Here is a 14,073-nt window from a genome sequence, read left to right on the forward strand (position 1 = left end):
CAATTTGCAAATTTACTGCCTACACATCCTGAATCGTGATATTCACAACCAAAACAAGCAATAAATTTAAAATTTTATTATAGTTAGTAGAAAAAACTTAACTATTGTTACATTTAAATTAAAAAATAAAATTAACACAAAACCCAACAGAGCTAATTTTATCTATATTATAATTAAAAAACACAGAAAAATAAAAACAAATTGATAATTTAAAAAATAGAAATTTTAAAATCAACACCCTATCAACCAAATCATTAAAACAGAATCATAAAATAAAAAAACCGCACAAATTGTGCGGTTTTTCATATTTAAATTCAATTATAATTTTATAAAGAATAATTCGGAGCTTCCTGTGTGATAATGACATCATGCGGGTGAGATTCTTTCAGTCCGCTTCCGGTAATCATAACCAGTTTTGAGTCCCTTTGAAGGGTCTCAATATCTTTTGCACCACAGTATCCCATTCCGGCTCTTAAACCTCCTGTCAACTGGAAAATAACATCCTCCAATTTTCCTTTATGCGGAACTCTTCCTTCAATTCCTTCCGGAACGAATTTTTTAGCTTCACTTTGGAAATATCTTTCTTTACCTCCTCTCTTCATTGCTGAAAGACTTCCCATTCCCTGGTAAGATTTGAATTTTCTTCCCTGGAAGATAATTTCTTCTCCCGGAGCCTCATCTGTACCTGCTAAAAGTGAACCTAACATCACAGCACCTGCACCGCTAGCGATAGCTTTTACAATATCTCCGGAAAGCTTGATACCTCCGTCGCCAATTACTGCTACATTTTGAGATTTAGCATATTCATAAACGTTATAGATAGCAGATAACTGAGGAACCCCAACTCCGGCCACTACTCTGGTTGTACAGATAGATCCTGGGCCTACTCCTACTTTCAATACGTTTGCTCCTGCTGCAATAAGATCTTTTGCGGCATCTGCTGTCACAATATTCCCTCCTACAATATCAAGGTTAGGATATGCTTTTCTGATCTCTGAAATTTTATCTAAAACTCCTTTTGAATGACCATGTGCAGAATCAATTGCTACAATATCAACTCCTGCCTGTACTAAAGCCTCAATTCTCGTTAATGTATCTTCTCCTACTCCTACTCCTGCTCCTACGATAAGACGACCATTTTCATCTTTATTGGCATTAGGGTACTCCAACTGATTATCGATATCCTTGATAGTAATTAAACCTACAAGTTTGTTATCTTTATCTACGATAGGAAGTTTTTCAACTCTGTTCTTAAGAAGGATTTCTTTTGCCTTTTCAAGATTGGTATTTTTGTCTGAAGTGATCAGATTTTCTTTGGTCATGATCTCTTCTACTTTCATATCAAGATTTTCCTGATATTTTACATCTCTGTTGGTAATAATTCCGATCAGGACATTATCGGGATCTACAACCGGAAGACCGGAAATCTTATATCTTGACATAAGATCTTTAGCTTCACCTAAAGTATGATCTTTAGATAAAGTAACCGGATCAGAGATCATTCCGTTTTCGGAACGTTTTACACGGTTTACCTGAGCTGCCTGCTCAGCGATTGTCATGTTTTTGTGGATAAATCCTAACCCTCCGACTCTTGCTAAAGCAATGGCCAGATCAGCTTCAGTAACAGTGTCCATCGCAGCGGAAACTATCGGAACATTCAGCGTGATTTTGTCGGTAAGTCTTGATTTTAATGAAACCTGGTTAGGTAAAACTTCTGAATAAGAAGGGACTAGAAGAACGTCATCGAAAGTGATGGCTGTCTCTACAATTTTGTTATGAATAGACATCTTTACTTTCTTTGCAAAATTAGGTTATTTTAGTGAGATATGAAAATCCTTTTTGATAGTTTAAATAAAAATTAATAATCAATAACTTAAATCAAAAAAACCGTCCTTTTATCAGAACGGTTACGGTACAAAATAATTGAATAAGTTTGAAACTACTTTATTTATATGTTAAATATGAACATTGAAGGTCTGTTTCATGAGGTTTTCATTTTCATCCAGGTTGAATTCTTGAGGTGATATGATTATTTATCAGAAACAGAATTAATCATTTTTGAAATATCATTAGCCGTAAAACTTCCTTTTACATCTACAAAAACCATTTCATTCTTGCTGGAACCTACAATGATCAGCATATTTTTAATGATCTCTCCTTCCTGTTTTACTCTAATGTTGATATCTTCTCCATCATGTTTTATGCTAGCCCACTCTTCATAATGATTGTTATTCAAAAACTGAGCATAGTCATTTAGCATTTCCTTACTCCCATTGGTTACAGTAAGGACTTTTATTTTAGAGGCTTTCTTAACCATATCTATGGTCTCTTCACTTTCTCCTTCTTCGCTCAGGGCTTTCTTAATATAAGATTTAGCTAAAACCATGGGCACATTAATACTTGCAAACTGTGCGCCCTTGAAATCATATTTTGAATTCTGAAAAAAATCTATATTCGGCTTTTCTGAGACAATACATGACTGCATCAGCCCGATTGTCAGAATCACGAGAAAAATGTTTTTAAGAGTCTTCATAGGTTAGTTTTTTTATTTGATTTGTCTGAGGCTTCCTCCCGAAATTTTGTCCACTTTGGCATCTAGCTCAGGATTTCCTTTCAGTTTTACATCAGCTCCTGAAGAAACACTTACTTTTAACTTATCTGTAACAAGTAAGGAAAGACTTGCTCCTGAAGTAGATTCTGCAACTGCTGTGGTAATCTTAAGGTCATCGGCTTTACACGAAGCACCGCTACTCGTTTCTATTACTGCAGAAACAGCTTCTCCGGATAAGTTTACACTTGCTCCGCTTGAGGTATCCAAAGCCAGCTTCTCTGTGATAAGTTCAGCATTCACAACGGCACCAGAGCTCACTGTAACAGCGGCAGCTTGTTTTACATTGAAAGCTCCTTTAATAATAGAACCTGATTCTGCATCGATCTCCATGCTATTCTCATTAACAGTATCTACAGCTGTAAAAATACTTCCCGATGAAGTTTTTATACCGTGAAGATTAGGAGCCGAAACGTTCACATTAAGATTTTTAAATCTAAGATTTCGAACGCCTTTATTATCCACGTATATTTTCAGCACTCCGTTTTCCACTTTAGTGATGACATATTGAAGTTTATCTGCATCGGCAATCACTTTTACACTTCTGTTATTTTCCTGCTTGAAGGTAACATTTACTCCCACGCTGGCATCTATTTTTGAAAACTCACCTACATTTCTGCTATCTCCATTCAGGTAAGAAGATGTATTCTCTGAAGTAAGGCTGCTTTTCATGGTACTTGTCACAGAAGAAGTAATGGTTTCGCCGGAATTAATGATTTTGTTCACATCTGACAGTTTCATTTTTCCATTAAGAATAAAAATAATATTCTCTTCTTTGGAATCTACATTGAACACAAGATTTTCCAGATAATTATCTTTTTCTTCTTCGGCCAGGAACTTCATGGAAGTGCCATCACTGCTCATGGACATCAGTTCATTGAAATTAAGAGATCGTAGAGCTTTATTTACCCGATCCGTCTTTTCTTCGTTCATTCTTATATTCGCGAGATTTTCATCTTTTAAACGATCCGGGAATGTTATTTTGGGAATGATCAGAATTTTCAATCCCTCTACTTCGTTCAAAATTGGTTTTATCTTTCCTACATAAGCATCATTAACATCAATGGTATTCAGTAGTTTGAACATTGGCTTCTTGATATTGATAGATGTTACTCCTCCATTTTTTTCAAAATCCTGAAAAAGCTTGTTCAGTTTGTCAGTCTGTGCAGAAGATGTTGCAAAACTGCTTAGCATTATGGCTATTATAAAAAATATTTTTTTCATGAGATTGATCTGATTTTTAGTATTCGCTGTCAAGATTTTCATTTTTTTGGGAAGATGCTACTGTTTTTTTAAACTCGTTTCCTAATTTCATAAAGGAGTATCTTGTAACATCCAGGGCTTCTTTTTCACTACTAATTCTTTTTCCGTTTACAATAACATAAGAGTCATTGTAAGCTGTTGCAGAATCATTTAAATTTTTACCTGGGAAGGAAGAATTATCAACATATCTAGGTTTTCTTTCTTTTTTAAGCCTTCCTCTTTCTGGCAGAATTTCATCCATTACATCTTTTTCTGCCACCTGGTTGTCCTGAAAAACAGAATCTTTTTTCACACCGGAAATAGAGTCTGTATGATTCACTGCAACCTGTTCCTGATGATCACTGTTTTCTTCAATGAACCCTGATTTCTGTTTTAAGATCTCGTCTTTTACCAGTTTTTCTCTGTCCAGGGCATCTGCCGTACCGGAATTATTATAATTGATAAATAAGCCGATACCCAAAACCAGCATTACACTGGCGGCCATCCAGAACCATTTAGGAAATGAAGGTTTCTTTTTTTCGCCTAATGGGATGATAGGTGCCATATACTGTTCAGGCTCCGCAACTTCTGCAGTCTGAAGAAAATCTTCAAAACTCCAGTCCATTTTTTCTTCCTTAATTTCCCGGAAGACTTCGTTGTATTTATCTTGTAATTGATCTTCTTTCATAGCTCATCAGTTGTGAGATTTGTTCTTTTACTTTTTGTCTCGCACGCATCAGGTTTACCCTTACTGCATTTTCCTCCATTTCCAGCATTTCAGAAATTTCGGAAACATCATACTCTTCTACATCTTTCAAGTGGATGACCATCTTCTGTTTCTCAGGGAGCTGATTGATAAATCCTACAATATGTTCCTTAAGGTTATCAACTTCCATACTGTAAAGCTCCGAGCGGTGAAGCTGCATATCCGCAAAGCCGATCTTTACGTCGTGATGCTTCAATCTGTTCAGGCATTCGTTCCGGACAGACTTCAGCGCATAGGATTTAAAGTTCCCGAATTGCTCAAGCTCATCCCTCTTCTGCCAAAACTTCATCATGAGATCCTGTACTACATCTTCTGCTTCATCACTGCTCATGACAAACCGCTTCGCAAAACGATACATCTCGTCTTTGAGAATAAACACCGTATTCTTGAAAGTTTCTTGGGTCATGAGTTTTGTTTCTTATAGGTAAGACAATTGCAGTTACTTATCTATTACATCAAAAATAAAAAAACTTCAAATAATTTGAAGTTTTTTATTTTTATTGAATTAATACGTATCAAAAATATGTTTCAGAATCGCTTTATCTTCTTCTGTTAAAGCCACTTTTCTTCTCGCCATGGCTCTTTCTGCGACTTCATATACTTTATCAAGTTTGAATCTTTCATCATCTTTCGAGCCGCCCCATGAAAAGTTTTCCACAAGGTTAGGGGGAAAACCTGGTTTGAAGATATTGGAAGCAACGCCGATTACCGTTCCTGTATTCAATTGGGTATTGATGGCTGTTTTGGAATGATCTCCCATAATCAGACCTGCAAACTGTAATCCTGTATCTTCGAATGATTTTGTTCTGTAATTCCAGAATTTTACGCTACCATAATTATTTTTCATGTTGGAAGAATTCGTATCCGCTCCGAAATTACACCACTCCCCAATCACAGAGTTTCCTACAAAACCCTCATGCCCTTTACTTGAGTATCCGAAGATAATAATGTTATTCACTTCACCACCTACTTTACAGTGAGGGCCGATGGTGGTAGCTCCGTAAATTTTAGCGCCAAGGTTGAATTTGGAATCATCACAAAGCGCAATTGGCCCGCGAAGATGGCAGCCTTCCATGATCTCAGTATTTTTCCCGATGTAAATCTTCCCTGTTTTTGTATTGATGGTAGAGAATTCAACATAAGCTCCTTCTTCAATAAACAGATCTTTTTTATCGCCTAAAAAACCATTGGTTGAAGACAATTCCTGTGAAGTTCTTCCTTTAGTAAGCAGTTCAAAATCAAAATCAATCGCGTGATGGTTATAGGTAAAAAGATCTTTCGGTCTTTTGAAAAAAACAAGTTCTTCCTTAATATCCGTCATTTTTTCAATCTGGTTCAGAGAAAACCCTTTCATATTGATTTTAGCGGCGATTAATTCGTCTTCATACACCAGTGCCTCCCCTTGCTTAAGATCTTTAATCTGTTGAATTACGGTTTCTGTAGGAAGGAAATTGGGAACTAAAAATAGACTTTCTTTTTCCTCCGGGCTTTTAAATTTATCCTGAAGGTATATTTCTGTGAAATAAGTTACCTCAGTGTTTTCAAGTATTTTCTGCCATCTTTCAGAAAATGTAAGGATTCCGCATCGCATAGCAGCAACCGGGCGGGTAAAAGTAAGCGGAAGAAAGTCTTCCCAATATTGTGCGTCTGAAAATACCAACTGCATCATTCAGTTTTTAAGTTTAAGGTTTATGTTAAAGGTCAACAAATTTACAATAAAAAAAGTCTCCCAAAAATTGGAAGACTTTAATATTTTTAATGTATAAAAATTACTTAGCGAATTTTTTATACTTGTTCATGAACTTATCAACTCTACCTGCAGTGTCAACTAGTTTCACTTTACCAGTGTAGAAAGGGTGAGAAGTTGAAGAGATTTCCATTTTGATTAGAGGATACTCTTGTCCTTCGTACTCAATAGTGTCTTTTGTTTCTGCAGTAGACTTGCAAAGAAACACCTCGTCGTTACTCATATCTTTGAAAACAACAAGTCTATAATTTTCTGGGTGGATTCCGTTTTTCATAATACTATTTTTAAAAAAATTAAGTTTGCTTTCGAAATAGTAATGGATATTTCTCTGCTAAATTTTAGGTTGCAAAAATACAACATTTTTTTAAAATTCCAAATACTGAATTCAATATTTTTTTATAGATAAGAAATTCAAAGTATTTTCGTTAAATTTGGAACTTACTTAAACTTTAATTTCAATGAAATTCAAATTATTACTGGCTTTTTCCTTCTGGATGTTACTTGTAGCAGTATCATGTAATAAAGATGACATAACGTTTGACAGTCCTTCACAGGAACTCCGCTTCTCCAGAGATACGGTATTTTGTGATACGGTATATCATCAGGTACGTTCAGAAACTTATGTTGTAAAAGTATATAATAATGAAGATAAGGATATCATGATCCCAAGAGTAAACCTTGAAAAAGGAGCGGCTTCATTATATAGAATCAATGTAGATGGAAAACCGGGATATGATTTTAAAAATGTTCCTTTAAGAAAGAAAGACAGCCTTTATATTTTTGTTGAAATTGCTCCGGAAGCTACAGGACCGGAAGCCATTGCAGAAGACAAAGTTCTTTTTACAAGTCCTGGCGGACAACAGCATGTAACTTTATTTTCTGTCGTTCAGGATGCTGAATTTTTCATTCAGACTCCCGGAAACCCGAATGTAATTACCAGTTCCACTTCATGGAATAACAATAAAGCAAAGATCATCTACGGAAATCTTACCATTAATCCTAATATAACATTGGATATCAATCCCGGAACGAAAGTATACTTCCACAAAAACAGCGGAATGAAAGTTTCTTCCGGAGCGGTCTTAAATATTAACGGTACTCAGGCAGATCAGGTTATTCTTCGCGGAGACAGGAATGATCCTTATTATGATACGATTCCTAAAAACTGGAATTCTATTAAAATGGAGGCCAATTCTACCCTTAAGATGAACCATGCAAGACTTTTCGGAGGTACGAGAGGACTGGACATGAAGCAAACCAATGCTACCATCACCAATTCCTTCATCCATACTTTCTTTGAGTACGGAATTTATGCCGTAGGTTCTACCGTGAATGCGAACAATCTTGTGATGAACAACTGCGGTTTATCCTGTGTAGGGATTTTCCTGGGTGGAAAACACAGCTATACTCATGCTACCATTGCGAATTATTCTAAAACAATGAGTTCTTTTGACAGAGCAGGAATTTTTGCAGCCAATGAATGGAAAAATGACGCCGGGCAGTCGCAACAAGGAGCCTTACAGCAGCTTGACATCAAAAACAGTATTGTCTATTCTGACAGGGATGATGCTGTTCATTTTGAGCAAACTCCGGGACAGCAGTTTGAATTCTTGCTTCAAAATTCATTAATCAAATATACAAGTGCCACCGGAGCAGGTTTCACTTTTGACAACAATCCGAATGTGATACAAACGGTGAAGAATGCAGAACCTCAGTTTGTCAATTATTTTATGGCTAAAATGAATTTAAGGGTAAAACCTGGTTCTCCGGCTCTTGGAAAAGGAAATGCGGCTGTTGCAGCAACGGTACCTTTTGATATTGTGAATGTTTCCAGAACCACTAACCCAACTTTAGGAGCTTATCAATAATGGAAATTACGCAGTTACAACAGCAGGTAGATGAATGGATCAAAACCATTGGGGTAAGATACTTTAATGAGCTTACCAATATGGCAATGCTGACAGAAGAAGTAGGCGAAGTAGCAAGAATTATTGCCAGAAGATATGGTGAACAAAGCGAAAAGGAAAGTGATAAGAATAAAGATCTTGGTGAAGAACTGGCAGATGTGCTTTTTGTTACGCTATGTCTGGCCAACCAAACCGGAGTCAACCTGCAGGATGCTTTCGACAGAAAAATGAAAATAAAAACTGACCGTGATAAAGACCGGCATCAGAACAACGAAAAATTGAAATAATGATAAATGATGAGTTATAAATAATACATCAATTTGTAACTCATTATTTTTTTAGAAATGTAGATCATAATGAAGCTAGAAAAATCAAAATTATCAGGTGATAAAACAGTACAGATCAGCGGTTCGAAAAGTATTTCGAATCGTTTATTGATTCTGGAAAGTCTGTTTAACAATATAAAAATCGGGAATTTATCCAATTCTCAGGATACTCAGCTGCTGAAAAAAGCTTTATCTGGGAATACCGAAGTGGTAGATATTCATCATGCGGGAACAGCAATGCGTTTTCTCACTTCTTATTATTCTATTCAGGAAGGAAAGACAACTGTTCTTACAGGTTCCGGAAGAATGAAGGAAAGACCTATCAAAAATCTGGTAAGTGCTTTGAGAGATCTTGGAGTGGAAATTGAATATATGGAGAATGAAGGTTTTCCCCCTTTAAAAATTACAGGAAGAAAAATCACACAGACTTCGGTAAATGTTCCTGCGAATATCTCAAGCCAGTTTATCACTTCACTGCTACTTATAGCAGGAAAACTTGAGAATGGATTAGTGATTAATCTTGTGGGTGACGTTACTTCAAGATCTTATATTGAAATGACGCTTGATATCCTGACCAGATTTGGTATTCAAAGCAGTTTTGAAGGAAATACCATCAAAGTAGAACCTTTCACTCCTGACAATTCCGCAGTTGTACATTATGAAGTGGAAAGCGACTGGAGCTCGGCTTCCTACTTCTACTCTATCTGTGCATTAGGAAGAGAAAAGATTCATCTAAAAAGTTTTTACAAAGAATCCACACAGGGAGATTCTGCAATTGCCAACATCTACGAAAAGTTCTTCGGAATCAAAACTATATTCTCTGAAGATGAACATCAACTAACGCTTGAACCTCAGCCTGATTTTTCTTTCCCGGAAAAAATTATGCTGGATATGAACGACTGTCCGGACATTGCACAAACTCTCTGTGTAACAGCCGCCGCTTTAAAAATTCCTTTTGAGATTTCCGGACTGGGGACCTTAAGAGTAAAGGAAACCGACAGGCTTCTGGCTTTATATAATGAGCTTAAAAAGCTGGGTACCGAAACAGAGATCACAGATTTGACGATTAAATCAATCAGTTTTGGGGAGCCACAAAGCCATATTTCTATTAAGACCTATCAGGATCACAGAATGGCCATGAGTTTTGCACCATTTTGTCTGATCGGCGAGCTCAATATTGAAGATGAAGATGTAGTAGAAAAGTCTTATCCAATGTTCTGGAAAGATCTTGAAAGTATACTGACTCATTAATTTAACAATATAAAAATGTGGTAATTTGAAAAATGATTTTTATTTCGGATTACCACATTTTTAATAATACTGATAATCATGAAATCTGTCATTCACTTTTTGATATTCTTATCTGTGACGAGCTTATCTGCTCAGAAGCTGAAAAATTTTTCGGTTCCGAAAGGCTATACTCAGATTGCAGAAGCCAAAGGCGATCTTGACAAAGATGGAAAAGATGAAACTATCCTGGTATTTAATACGAATATAAAAGCATCATACAAGCAGAACCCGGAAGGTATAAGTGACTATAAAAGGGTTTTCTATATTCTGAAAAAGGAAAACAGTATTCTGAAAGTATGGAAAGAAAATTCTGATATCATTTTTTCAAGCGGATTCGGATTTTATCCTTCCGATAATACTCTTACAATCAATATAAAAAATAACTGTCTTGTTATTGAACAACTCTTTTTTACCAATTCAAGGCATACACAGCAATATAAACATACCTTCAGATTTCAGAACGGAGATTTTTATCTGATAGGTTTATACGATCATTTTGAAGATACCTGTGATTTCAGTTTCACCAATGAAATTAATTTTTCTACAGGCCAAGTAATTGTTGACAGAGAATATTCCTCCTGTGATGATCATACCAAACTACCCGAAAACTTACATAAAGAATTTACTCATAAATTCCCGGCTCTTATTAAAATGAATGATTTCTTTATCGGAGACCACAAGTTCAAAATTCCCGGGTTGAAGGAGGATTTTGCGTTTTAAGAGAGACTTCTATCTGGAAAAGCTATATCTTTTGAAAACGCAAAGAAAACAATTCTATAGTTCTATTTAAAGAAAGCAAAGAAGGCGACAATGTCGCTGATGAAGCTTAATTGTTATGCATCCGCTTAGAAAGAGTCAATTTATTGATTTCATCTTTGCTTCCTCTCTATATCCGGAATCAAAATAAGCTTTGCGTTAATAAAAATCGTCGTTTTTCTTCTTTCTTCCAGCTCCCTTACTTTATACCAACTTAATTATCTCTTAAAGTTAAATTAACTCCTAGTGCTTTGATATATTCTTATTTTTAAGCTACTTTAAAAATAAAAAAACTATGTTCAAACAAAGCATGAAACGTATGACAGCTATCACTCTTGGAGTGGTTACTGCATCTGTCTTTTTTTCCTGTTCCAATGACAGCCTTATGGAAAGAGACTCTAATGAAAACAGCTTAGCTTCTTTAGCAAAAGTTAGCAGTAGAGCTTCTTTAGCACCTATCGAGATGAACAGCTGGATGTCTGGTCTTCAGGATAATATTTCCATTTCAAAAATCTCGATTCCCGGAACCCATGATTCCGGAGCACGTGTAGATGCCCCTGTTGTATCAGGTACGGCTAAAACTCAGGACCTCAGCATCGCAGAACAACTGAACGCCGGAGTCCGTTTTCTGGATATACGTTGCAGACATATTGACAATGCTTTCACCATTCATCACGGAGCGATTTACCAAAATCTGAATTTTGATGATGTACTTAATGCGTGCTATGCGTTCCTTAACAGCCATCCTTCAGAAACAATCATCATGTCTGTAAAAGAAGAATATGATGCTTCCAATACCACCAGAAGTTTTGAACAGACTTTTGATTCTTATGTACAGAAAAATCCTTCTAAATGGGATCTTGGAGCAAACATTCCTACATTGGGCGCTGTAAGAGGAAAGATCAAATTACTAAGAAGATTCTCTTCAGGAACAACTAAGGGAATCAACGCTTCACCATGGGCTGATAATACAACTTTTGACATTAACAATTCCGGGGTACAGTTAAAAGTGCAGGATTATTACAAAGTAACTAATAACGACGATAAGTGGAATGGAATTTCCAGCCTGCTTAATGAAGCTAAAAATGATACGAATGGTAAACTTTTCGTGAATTTTACCAGCGGTTATAAACCAGGAATTTTTGGTATCCCAAGTATTCCTACCGTATCCAACAATATCAATCCAAGGCTTAAAACATTCTTCCAATCCAATACTCACGGATCTTTCGGAATAATGCCGATTGATTTTGTGAATGCTGAACTTTCCCAATTGATCGTTAACACCAATTTCTAAATTATTATTTGTTAGATTTATTCAAAGGCTGTCTTTCTTTTTGAGGCAGCCTTTTTGCGTTTTGTTCTGCTTTTATCTCTCGCAGATTTTGCAGATAACGCAGATTAACTCAACCATCTGCTTAATCTGTAGAATCTGCGAGAATTCTAAATTAATTCATAAAAAAAGACTGTTCCAACAATGAAACAATCTCTCTTTGTAAAAGTAAAAGTGTAAAAAAGCTATTTCTTAATTCCGTAAGCAGCCAGTATTTTGTTGAAGATCTCAGTGTTTTCGAACAATCCTGTGAATTCTTTTGAATTCGGTCCGTACGCAAAAACACTTGACGGAATGGAAGTATGATCATTCGTACTGAAGTTCCCGAATACCCAACCCTCTTTCAGACTGCCATCCAAAAGTGTTAAACCTCCGGTTTCATGGTCTCCCACTACAATCACTAAGGTTTCTTTATTTTCGTCAGCAAATTTCATAGCTTTCCCTACAACATGGTCGAAATCCAGTAATTCTGTAACCAGCTGTTCTATATTATTGCTATGACCTCCGCCATCCGTTTGGGAAGCTTCAATCATCATAAAGAATCCCTGTTTATTATTTTTTAAATCATTTAAAGTAAGATCAAAAGCATCAGAAAGCCAGTTTCCTCTTCCATTGGTGATTCTTTGTGAAGCCAGAGGATCAATAACCAATGTACGATTATTAATTTTCATTACTGATTTCAAATCCTGATACAAATCTATTTTTGCTTCCTTAAATTTCTGGAGATTATCCTGAGACAATCCGCTTGTAGGACCTCCAATTAATATTTTTGTTTTTGAAGCCGCAAAATCTTTTAAAATAGATTCCGAACTGTTCCTGTTATCCGAATGGGCGTAAAAATCAGCAGGCGTTGCATCTGTAACATCTCCGGTGGAAATCAGGCCTGAAACCATTCCTTTTTCAGCAATGATATCAGGGATCTGTGCCAGTGCTTTTCCCATGTTGTCAACTCCGACAAAAGTGTTTTTGGTTTTAACTCCTGTTGCGAACGCTGTAGAACCCGGTGCTGAATCTGTAATGTAGGCATTGGATGAATTGGTCTTGGAAAGCCCTGTGGATTTCATGTTGAAAACATTCAGTTTTCCTTTGTTCGCTGTAAAGGCAGCATAATATTGCGGTAAAGAAGTTCCGTCCGGAATAAGAAGGATGACATTCTTTACTTTTTTCTCCACACCATCTGACTGATACGTTGGAGTATAAGTGGCATATTCCTTTGTATTCTTATAAAAGTTTTTCGGAATCGTGTTCATGAATTTTTTGAGATCCGGAATATGATCGGTATTGATATAATCTACGCCTAAATCCATCAGATTTACCCAGGCATTAGGAAAATCCGGAGCTCCATAAAAACGAATAGGCTTCTGCTGGTCATGGGCTTTGTCTACTGCAGTTTTGATTTTTTGCGTTTCTTCATCCCTTGGAATTCCTTTCCCGTTCCATTTTACCAATCCCGGAAGATCTGCACTGAACATCCCTACTCTTTTCAGTTGATCTGCAGAATAGGTTTTATCAAGATCTCCATCAAAATAAAGATAATTCGGATAATTTTTAAAATCTCCCGGCTGAGGTCTTCCTCCGGTAATGACAATTTTAATTCCGGAATTTCCTGTAATCTCCGGATATTTCTTTAATGTACTGACTAAAGCAGCCAATGATGTTTTATAATCCTGCTTTATATCAATCAGCAATTGAAGTTTCTTACCTGCATCAGGATAAATATTCCCTTTGTTCAGTTTAATCTGTTTAGAAATATTATCGAGATAAAGGTTTTCCAATGTTCTGTCTGCAGAAAGTTCCTTTTCGGTATGCGCTACCCAAAGTTTTCCTTTTACCAGAAAAACATCTGCCTCAATGGAACCGAAGTTAGCATAATAAGCCTGCCAGAAAGGGATCTCCTGCATGTAATCATTATGTGAATGTGCATTCCCTACATTATAATTCAAATAATTTTGTGCCTGATTTTCAGAAAAAACAGCAAGGGCTAATACAGCCCATATTTTTGATAATTTCATTCGTATATCGTTATTATTTTATAGGTCAAATGAAACAACCTATCTCCATACCTTTGAAAAAACTATATCACCACAGAAGGTTCTGTAAT

Annotated in this window: 13 protein-coding genes; 5 read left to right on the forward strand and 8 right to left on the reverse strand. The window is 36.2% G+C overall.

Annotation, left to right across the window (positions count from 1 at the left end):
* Positions 1 to 326: 326 nt before the first annotated feature.
* The 7 genes from guaB to RHP76_RS13140 form a co-directional block, all read right to left on the reverse strand.
* The gene (gene guaB / locus RHP76_RS13110) at positions 327 to 1,787 is read right to left on the reverse strand and encodes an IMP dehydrogenase (protein WP_120232676.1); all 1,461 of its coding nucleotides are present in this window, start codon (positions 1,785 to 1,787) and stop codon (positions 327 to 329) included.
* Between the two features lie 242 nt (positions 1,788 to 2,029).
* Positions 2,030 to 2,533 carry a DUF4252 domain-containing protein gene (locus tag RHP76_RS13115; protein WP_120232675.1) on the reverse strand — a complete coding sequence of 168 codons (504 nt, stop codon included), beginning with the start codon at positions 2,531 to 2,533 and terminating at the stop codon, positions 2,030 to 2,032.
* A 12-nt stretch (positions 2,534 to 2,545) separates the two neighbouring features.
* Positions 2,546 to 3,832: a DUF4252 domain-containing protein gene (locus tag RHP76_RS13120; protein ID WP_228432409.1), complete on the reverse strand. Its 1,287-nt coding sequence runs from the start codon at positions 3,830 to 3,832 to the stop codon at positions 2,546 to 2,548.
* Between the two features lie 16 nt (positions 3,833 to 3,848).
* Positions 3,849 to 4,538, reverse strand: coding sequence for a hypothetical protein (locus RHP76_RS13125; RefSeq protein ID WP_311228371.1), 690 nt, complete (start codon positions 4,536 to 4,538; stop codon positions 3,849 to 3,851).
* The gene (locus RHP76_RS13130; protein ID WP_288440879.1) at positions 4,513 to 5,022 is read right to left on the reverse strand and encodes a GFO_1088 family ECF-type sigma factor; all 510 of its coding nucleotides are present in this window, start codon (positions 5,020 to 5,022) and stop codon (positions 4,513 to 4,515) included. Before RHP76_RS13130 ends, RHP76_RS13125 begins: the two co-directional genes overlap by 26 nt.
* Before the next feature lie 99 nt (positions 5,023 to 5,121).
* Positions 5,122 to 6,282: a GlmU family protein gene (locus RHP76_RS13135; RefSeq protein WP_120232672.1), complete on the reverse strand. Its 1,161-nt coding sequence runs from the start codon at positions 6,280 to 6,282 to the stop codon at positions 5,122 to 5,124.
* Positions 6,283 to 6,385: 103 nt separating this feature from the next.
* On the reverse strand, positions 6,386 to 6,637 hold the full coding sequence (locus RHP76_RS13140) for a type B 50S ribosomal protein L31 (RefSeq protein ID WP_002976190.1): 252 nt from the start codon (positions 6,635 to 6,637) through the stop codon (positions 6,386 to 6,388).
* A 184-nt stretch (positions 6,638 to 6,821) separates the two neighbouring features.
* Between RHP76_RS13140 and RHP76_RS13145 the strand changes: the two genes are divergently transcribed.
* From RHP76_RS13145 to RHP76_RS13165, 5 genes are all read left to right on the forward strand, one after another.
* Positions 6,822 to 8,231 carry a hypothetical protein gene (locus RHP76_RS13145; protein ID WP_311228372.1) on the forward strand — a complete coding sequence of 470 codons (1,410 nt, stop codon included), beginning with the start codon at positions 6,822 to 6,824 and terminating at the stop codon, positions 8,229 to 8,231.
* Positions 8,231 to 8,557, forward strand: a complete 327-nt coding sequence (locus tag RHP76_RS13150; RefSeq protein WP_034692883.1) for a nucleotide pyrophosphohydrolase — start codon at positions 8,231 to 8,233, stop codon at positions 8,555 to 8,557. Before RHP76_RS13145 ends, RHP76_RS13150 begins: the two co-directional genes overlap by 1 nt.
* 69 nt (positions 8,558 to 8,626) lie before the next feature.
* On the forward strand, positions 8,627 to 9,847 hold the full coding sequence (locus RHP76_RS13155; protein ID WP_311228373.1) for a 3-phosphoshikimate 1-carboxyvinyltransferase: 1,221 nt from the start codon (positions 8,627 to 8,629) through the stop codon (positions 9,845 to 9,847).
* 78 nt (positions 9,848 to 9,925) lie between these two features.
* On the forward strand, positions 9,926 to 10,606 hold the full coding sequence (locus tag RHP76_RS13160) for a PH domain-containing protein (RefSeq protein WP_311228374.1): 681 nt from the start codon (positions 9,926 to 9,928) through the stop codon (positions 10,604 to 10,606).
* Positions 10,607 to 10,937: 331 nt separating this feature from the next.
* Positions 10,938 to 11,936, forward strand: a complete 999-nt coding sequence (locus RHP76_RS13165) for a phosphatidylinositol-specific phospholipase C (protein WP_120232668.1) — start codon at positions 10,938 to 10,940, stop codon at positions 11,934 to 11,936.
* 221 nt (positions 11,937 to 12,157) lie between these two features.
* On the opposite strand, the gene RHP76_RS13170 is transcribed toward RHP76_RS13165, so the two are convergent.
* Positions 12,158 to 13,984 carry an alkaline phosphatase gene (locus tag RHP76_RS13170; RefSeq protein ID WP_311228375.1) on the reverse strand — a complete coding sequence of 609 codons (1,827 nt, stop codon included), beginning with the start codon at positions 13,982 to 13,984 and terminating at the stop codon, positions 12,158 to 12,160.
* Positions 13,985 to 14,073 lie beyond the last annotated feature (89 nt).

It is taken from the genome of Chryseobacterium sp. SG20098, assembly GCF_031844745.1.
GTDB lineage: Bacteria > Bacteroidota > Bacteroidia > Flavobacteriales > Weeksellaceae > Chryseobacterium > Chryseobacterium cucumeris.

What these genes read in the sequence shown, in the direction of transcription:
- guaB (WP_120232676.1), bottom strand. Translation starts at nt 1,787, where the DNA reads ATGTCTATTCATAACAAAATTGTAGAGACAGCCATCACTTTCGATGAC.
- RHP76_RS13115 (WP_120232675.1), bottom strand. Translation starts at nt 2,533, where the DNA reads ATGAAGACTCTTAAAAACATTTTTCTCGTGATTCTGACAATCGGGCTG.
- RHP76_RS13120 (WP_228432409.1), bottom strand. Translation starts at nt 3,832, where the DNA reads ATGAAAAAAATATTTTTTATAATAGCCATAATGCTAAGCAGTTTTGCA.
- RHP76_RS13125 (WP_311228371.1), bottom strand. Translation starts at nt 4,538, where the DNA reads ATGAAAGAAGATCAATTACAAGATAAATACAACGAAGTCTTCCGGGAA.
- RHP76_RS13130 (WP_288440879.1), bottom strand. Translation starts at nt 5,022, where the DNA reads ATGACCCAAGAAACTTTCAAGAATACGGTGTTTATTCTCAAAGACGAG.
- RHP76_RS13135 (WP_120232672.1), bottom strand. Translation starts at nt 6,282, where the DNA reads ATGCAGTTGGTATTTTCAGACGCACAATATTGGGAAGACTTTCTTCCG.
- RHP76_RS13140 (WP_002976190.1), bottom strand. Translation starts at nt 6,637, where the DNA reads ATGAAAAACGGAATCCACCCAGAAAATTATAGACTTGTTGTTTTCAAA.
- RHP76_RS13145 (WP_311228372.1), top strand. Translation starts at nt 6,822, where the DNA reads ATGAAATTCAAATTATTACTGGCTTTTTCCTTCTGGATGTTACTTGTA.
- RHP76_RS13150 (WP_034692883.1), top strand. Translation starts at nt 8,231, where the DNA reads ATGGAAATTACGCAGTTACAACAGCAGGTAGATGAATGGATCAAAACC.
- RHP76_RS13155 (WP_311228373.1), top strand. Translation starts at nt 8,627, where the DNA reads ATGAAGCTAGAAAAATCAAAATTATCAGGTGATAAAACAGTACAGATC.
- RHP76_RS13160 (WP_311228374.1), top strand. Translation starts at nt 9,926, where the DNA reads ATGAAATCTGTCATTCACTTTTTGATATTCTTATCTGTGACGAGCTTA.
- RHP76_RS13165 (WP_120232668.1), top strand. Translation starts at nt 10,938, where the DNA reads ATGTTCAAACAAAGCATGAAACGTATGACAGCTATCACTCTTGGAGTG.
- RHP76_RS13170 (WP_311228375.1), bottom strand. Translation starts at nt 13,984, where the DNA reads ATGAAATTATCAAAAATATGGGCTGTATTAGCCCTTGCTGTTTTTTCT.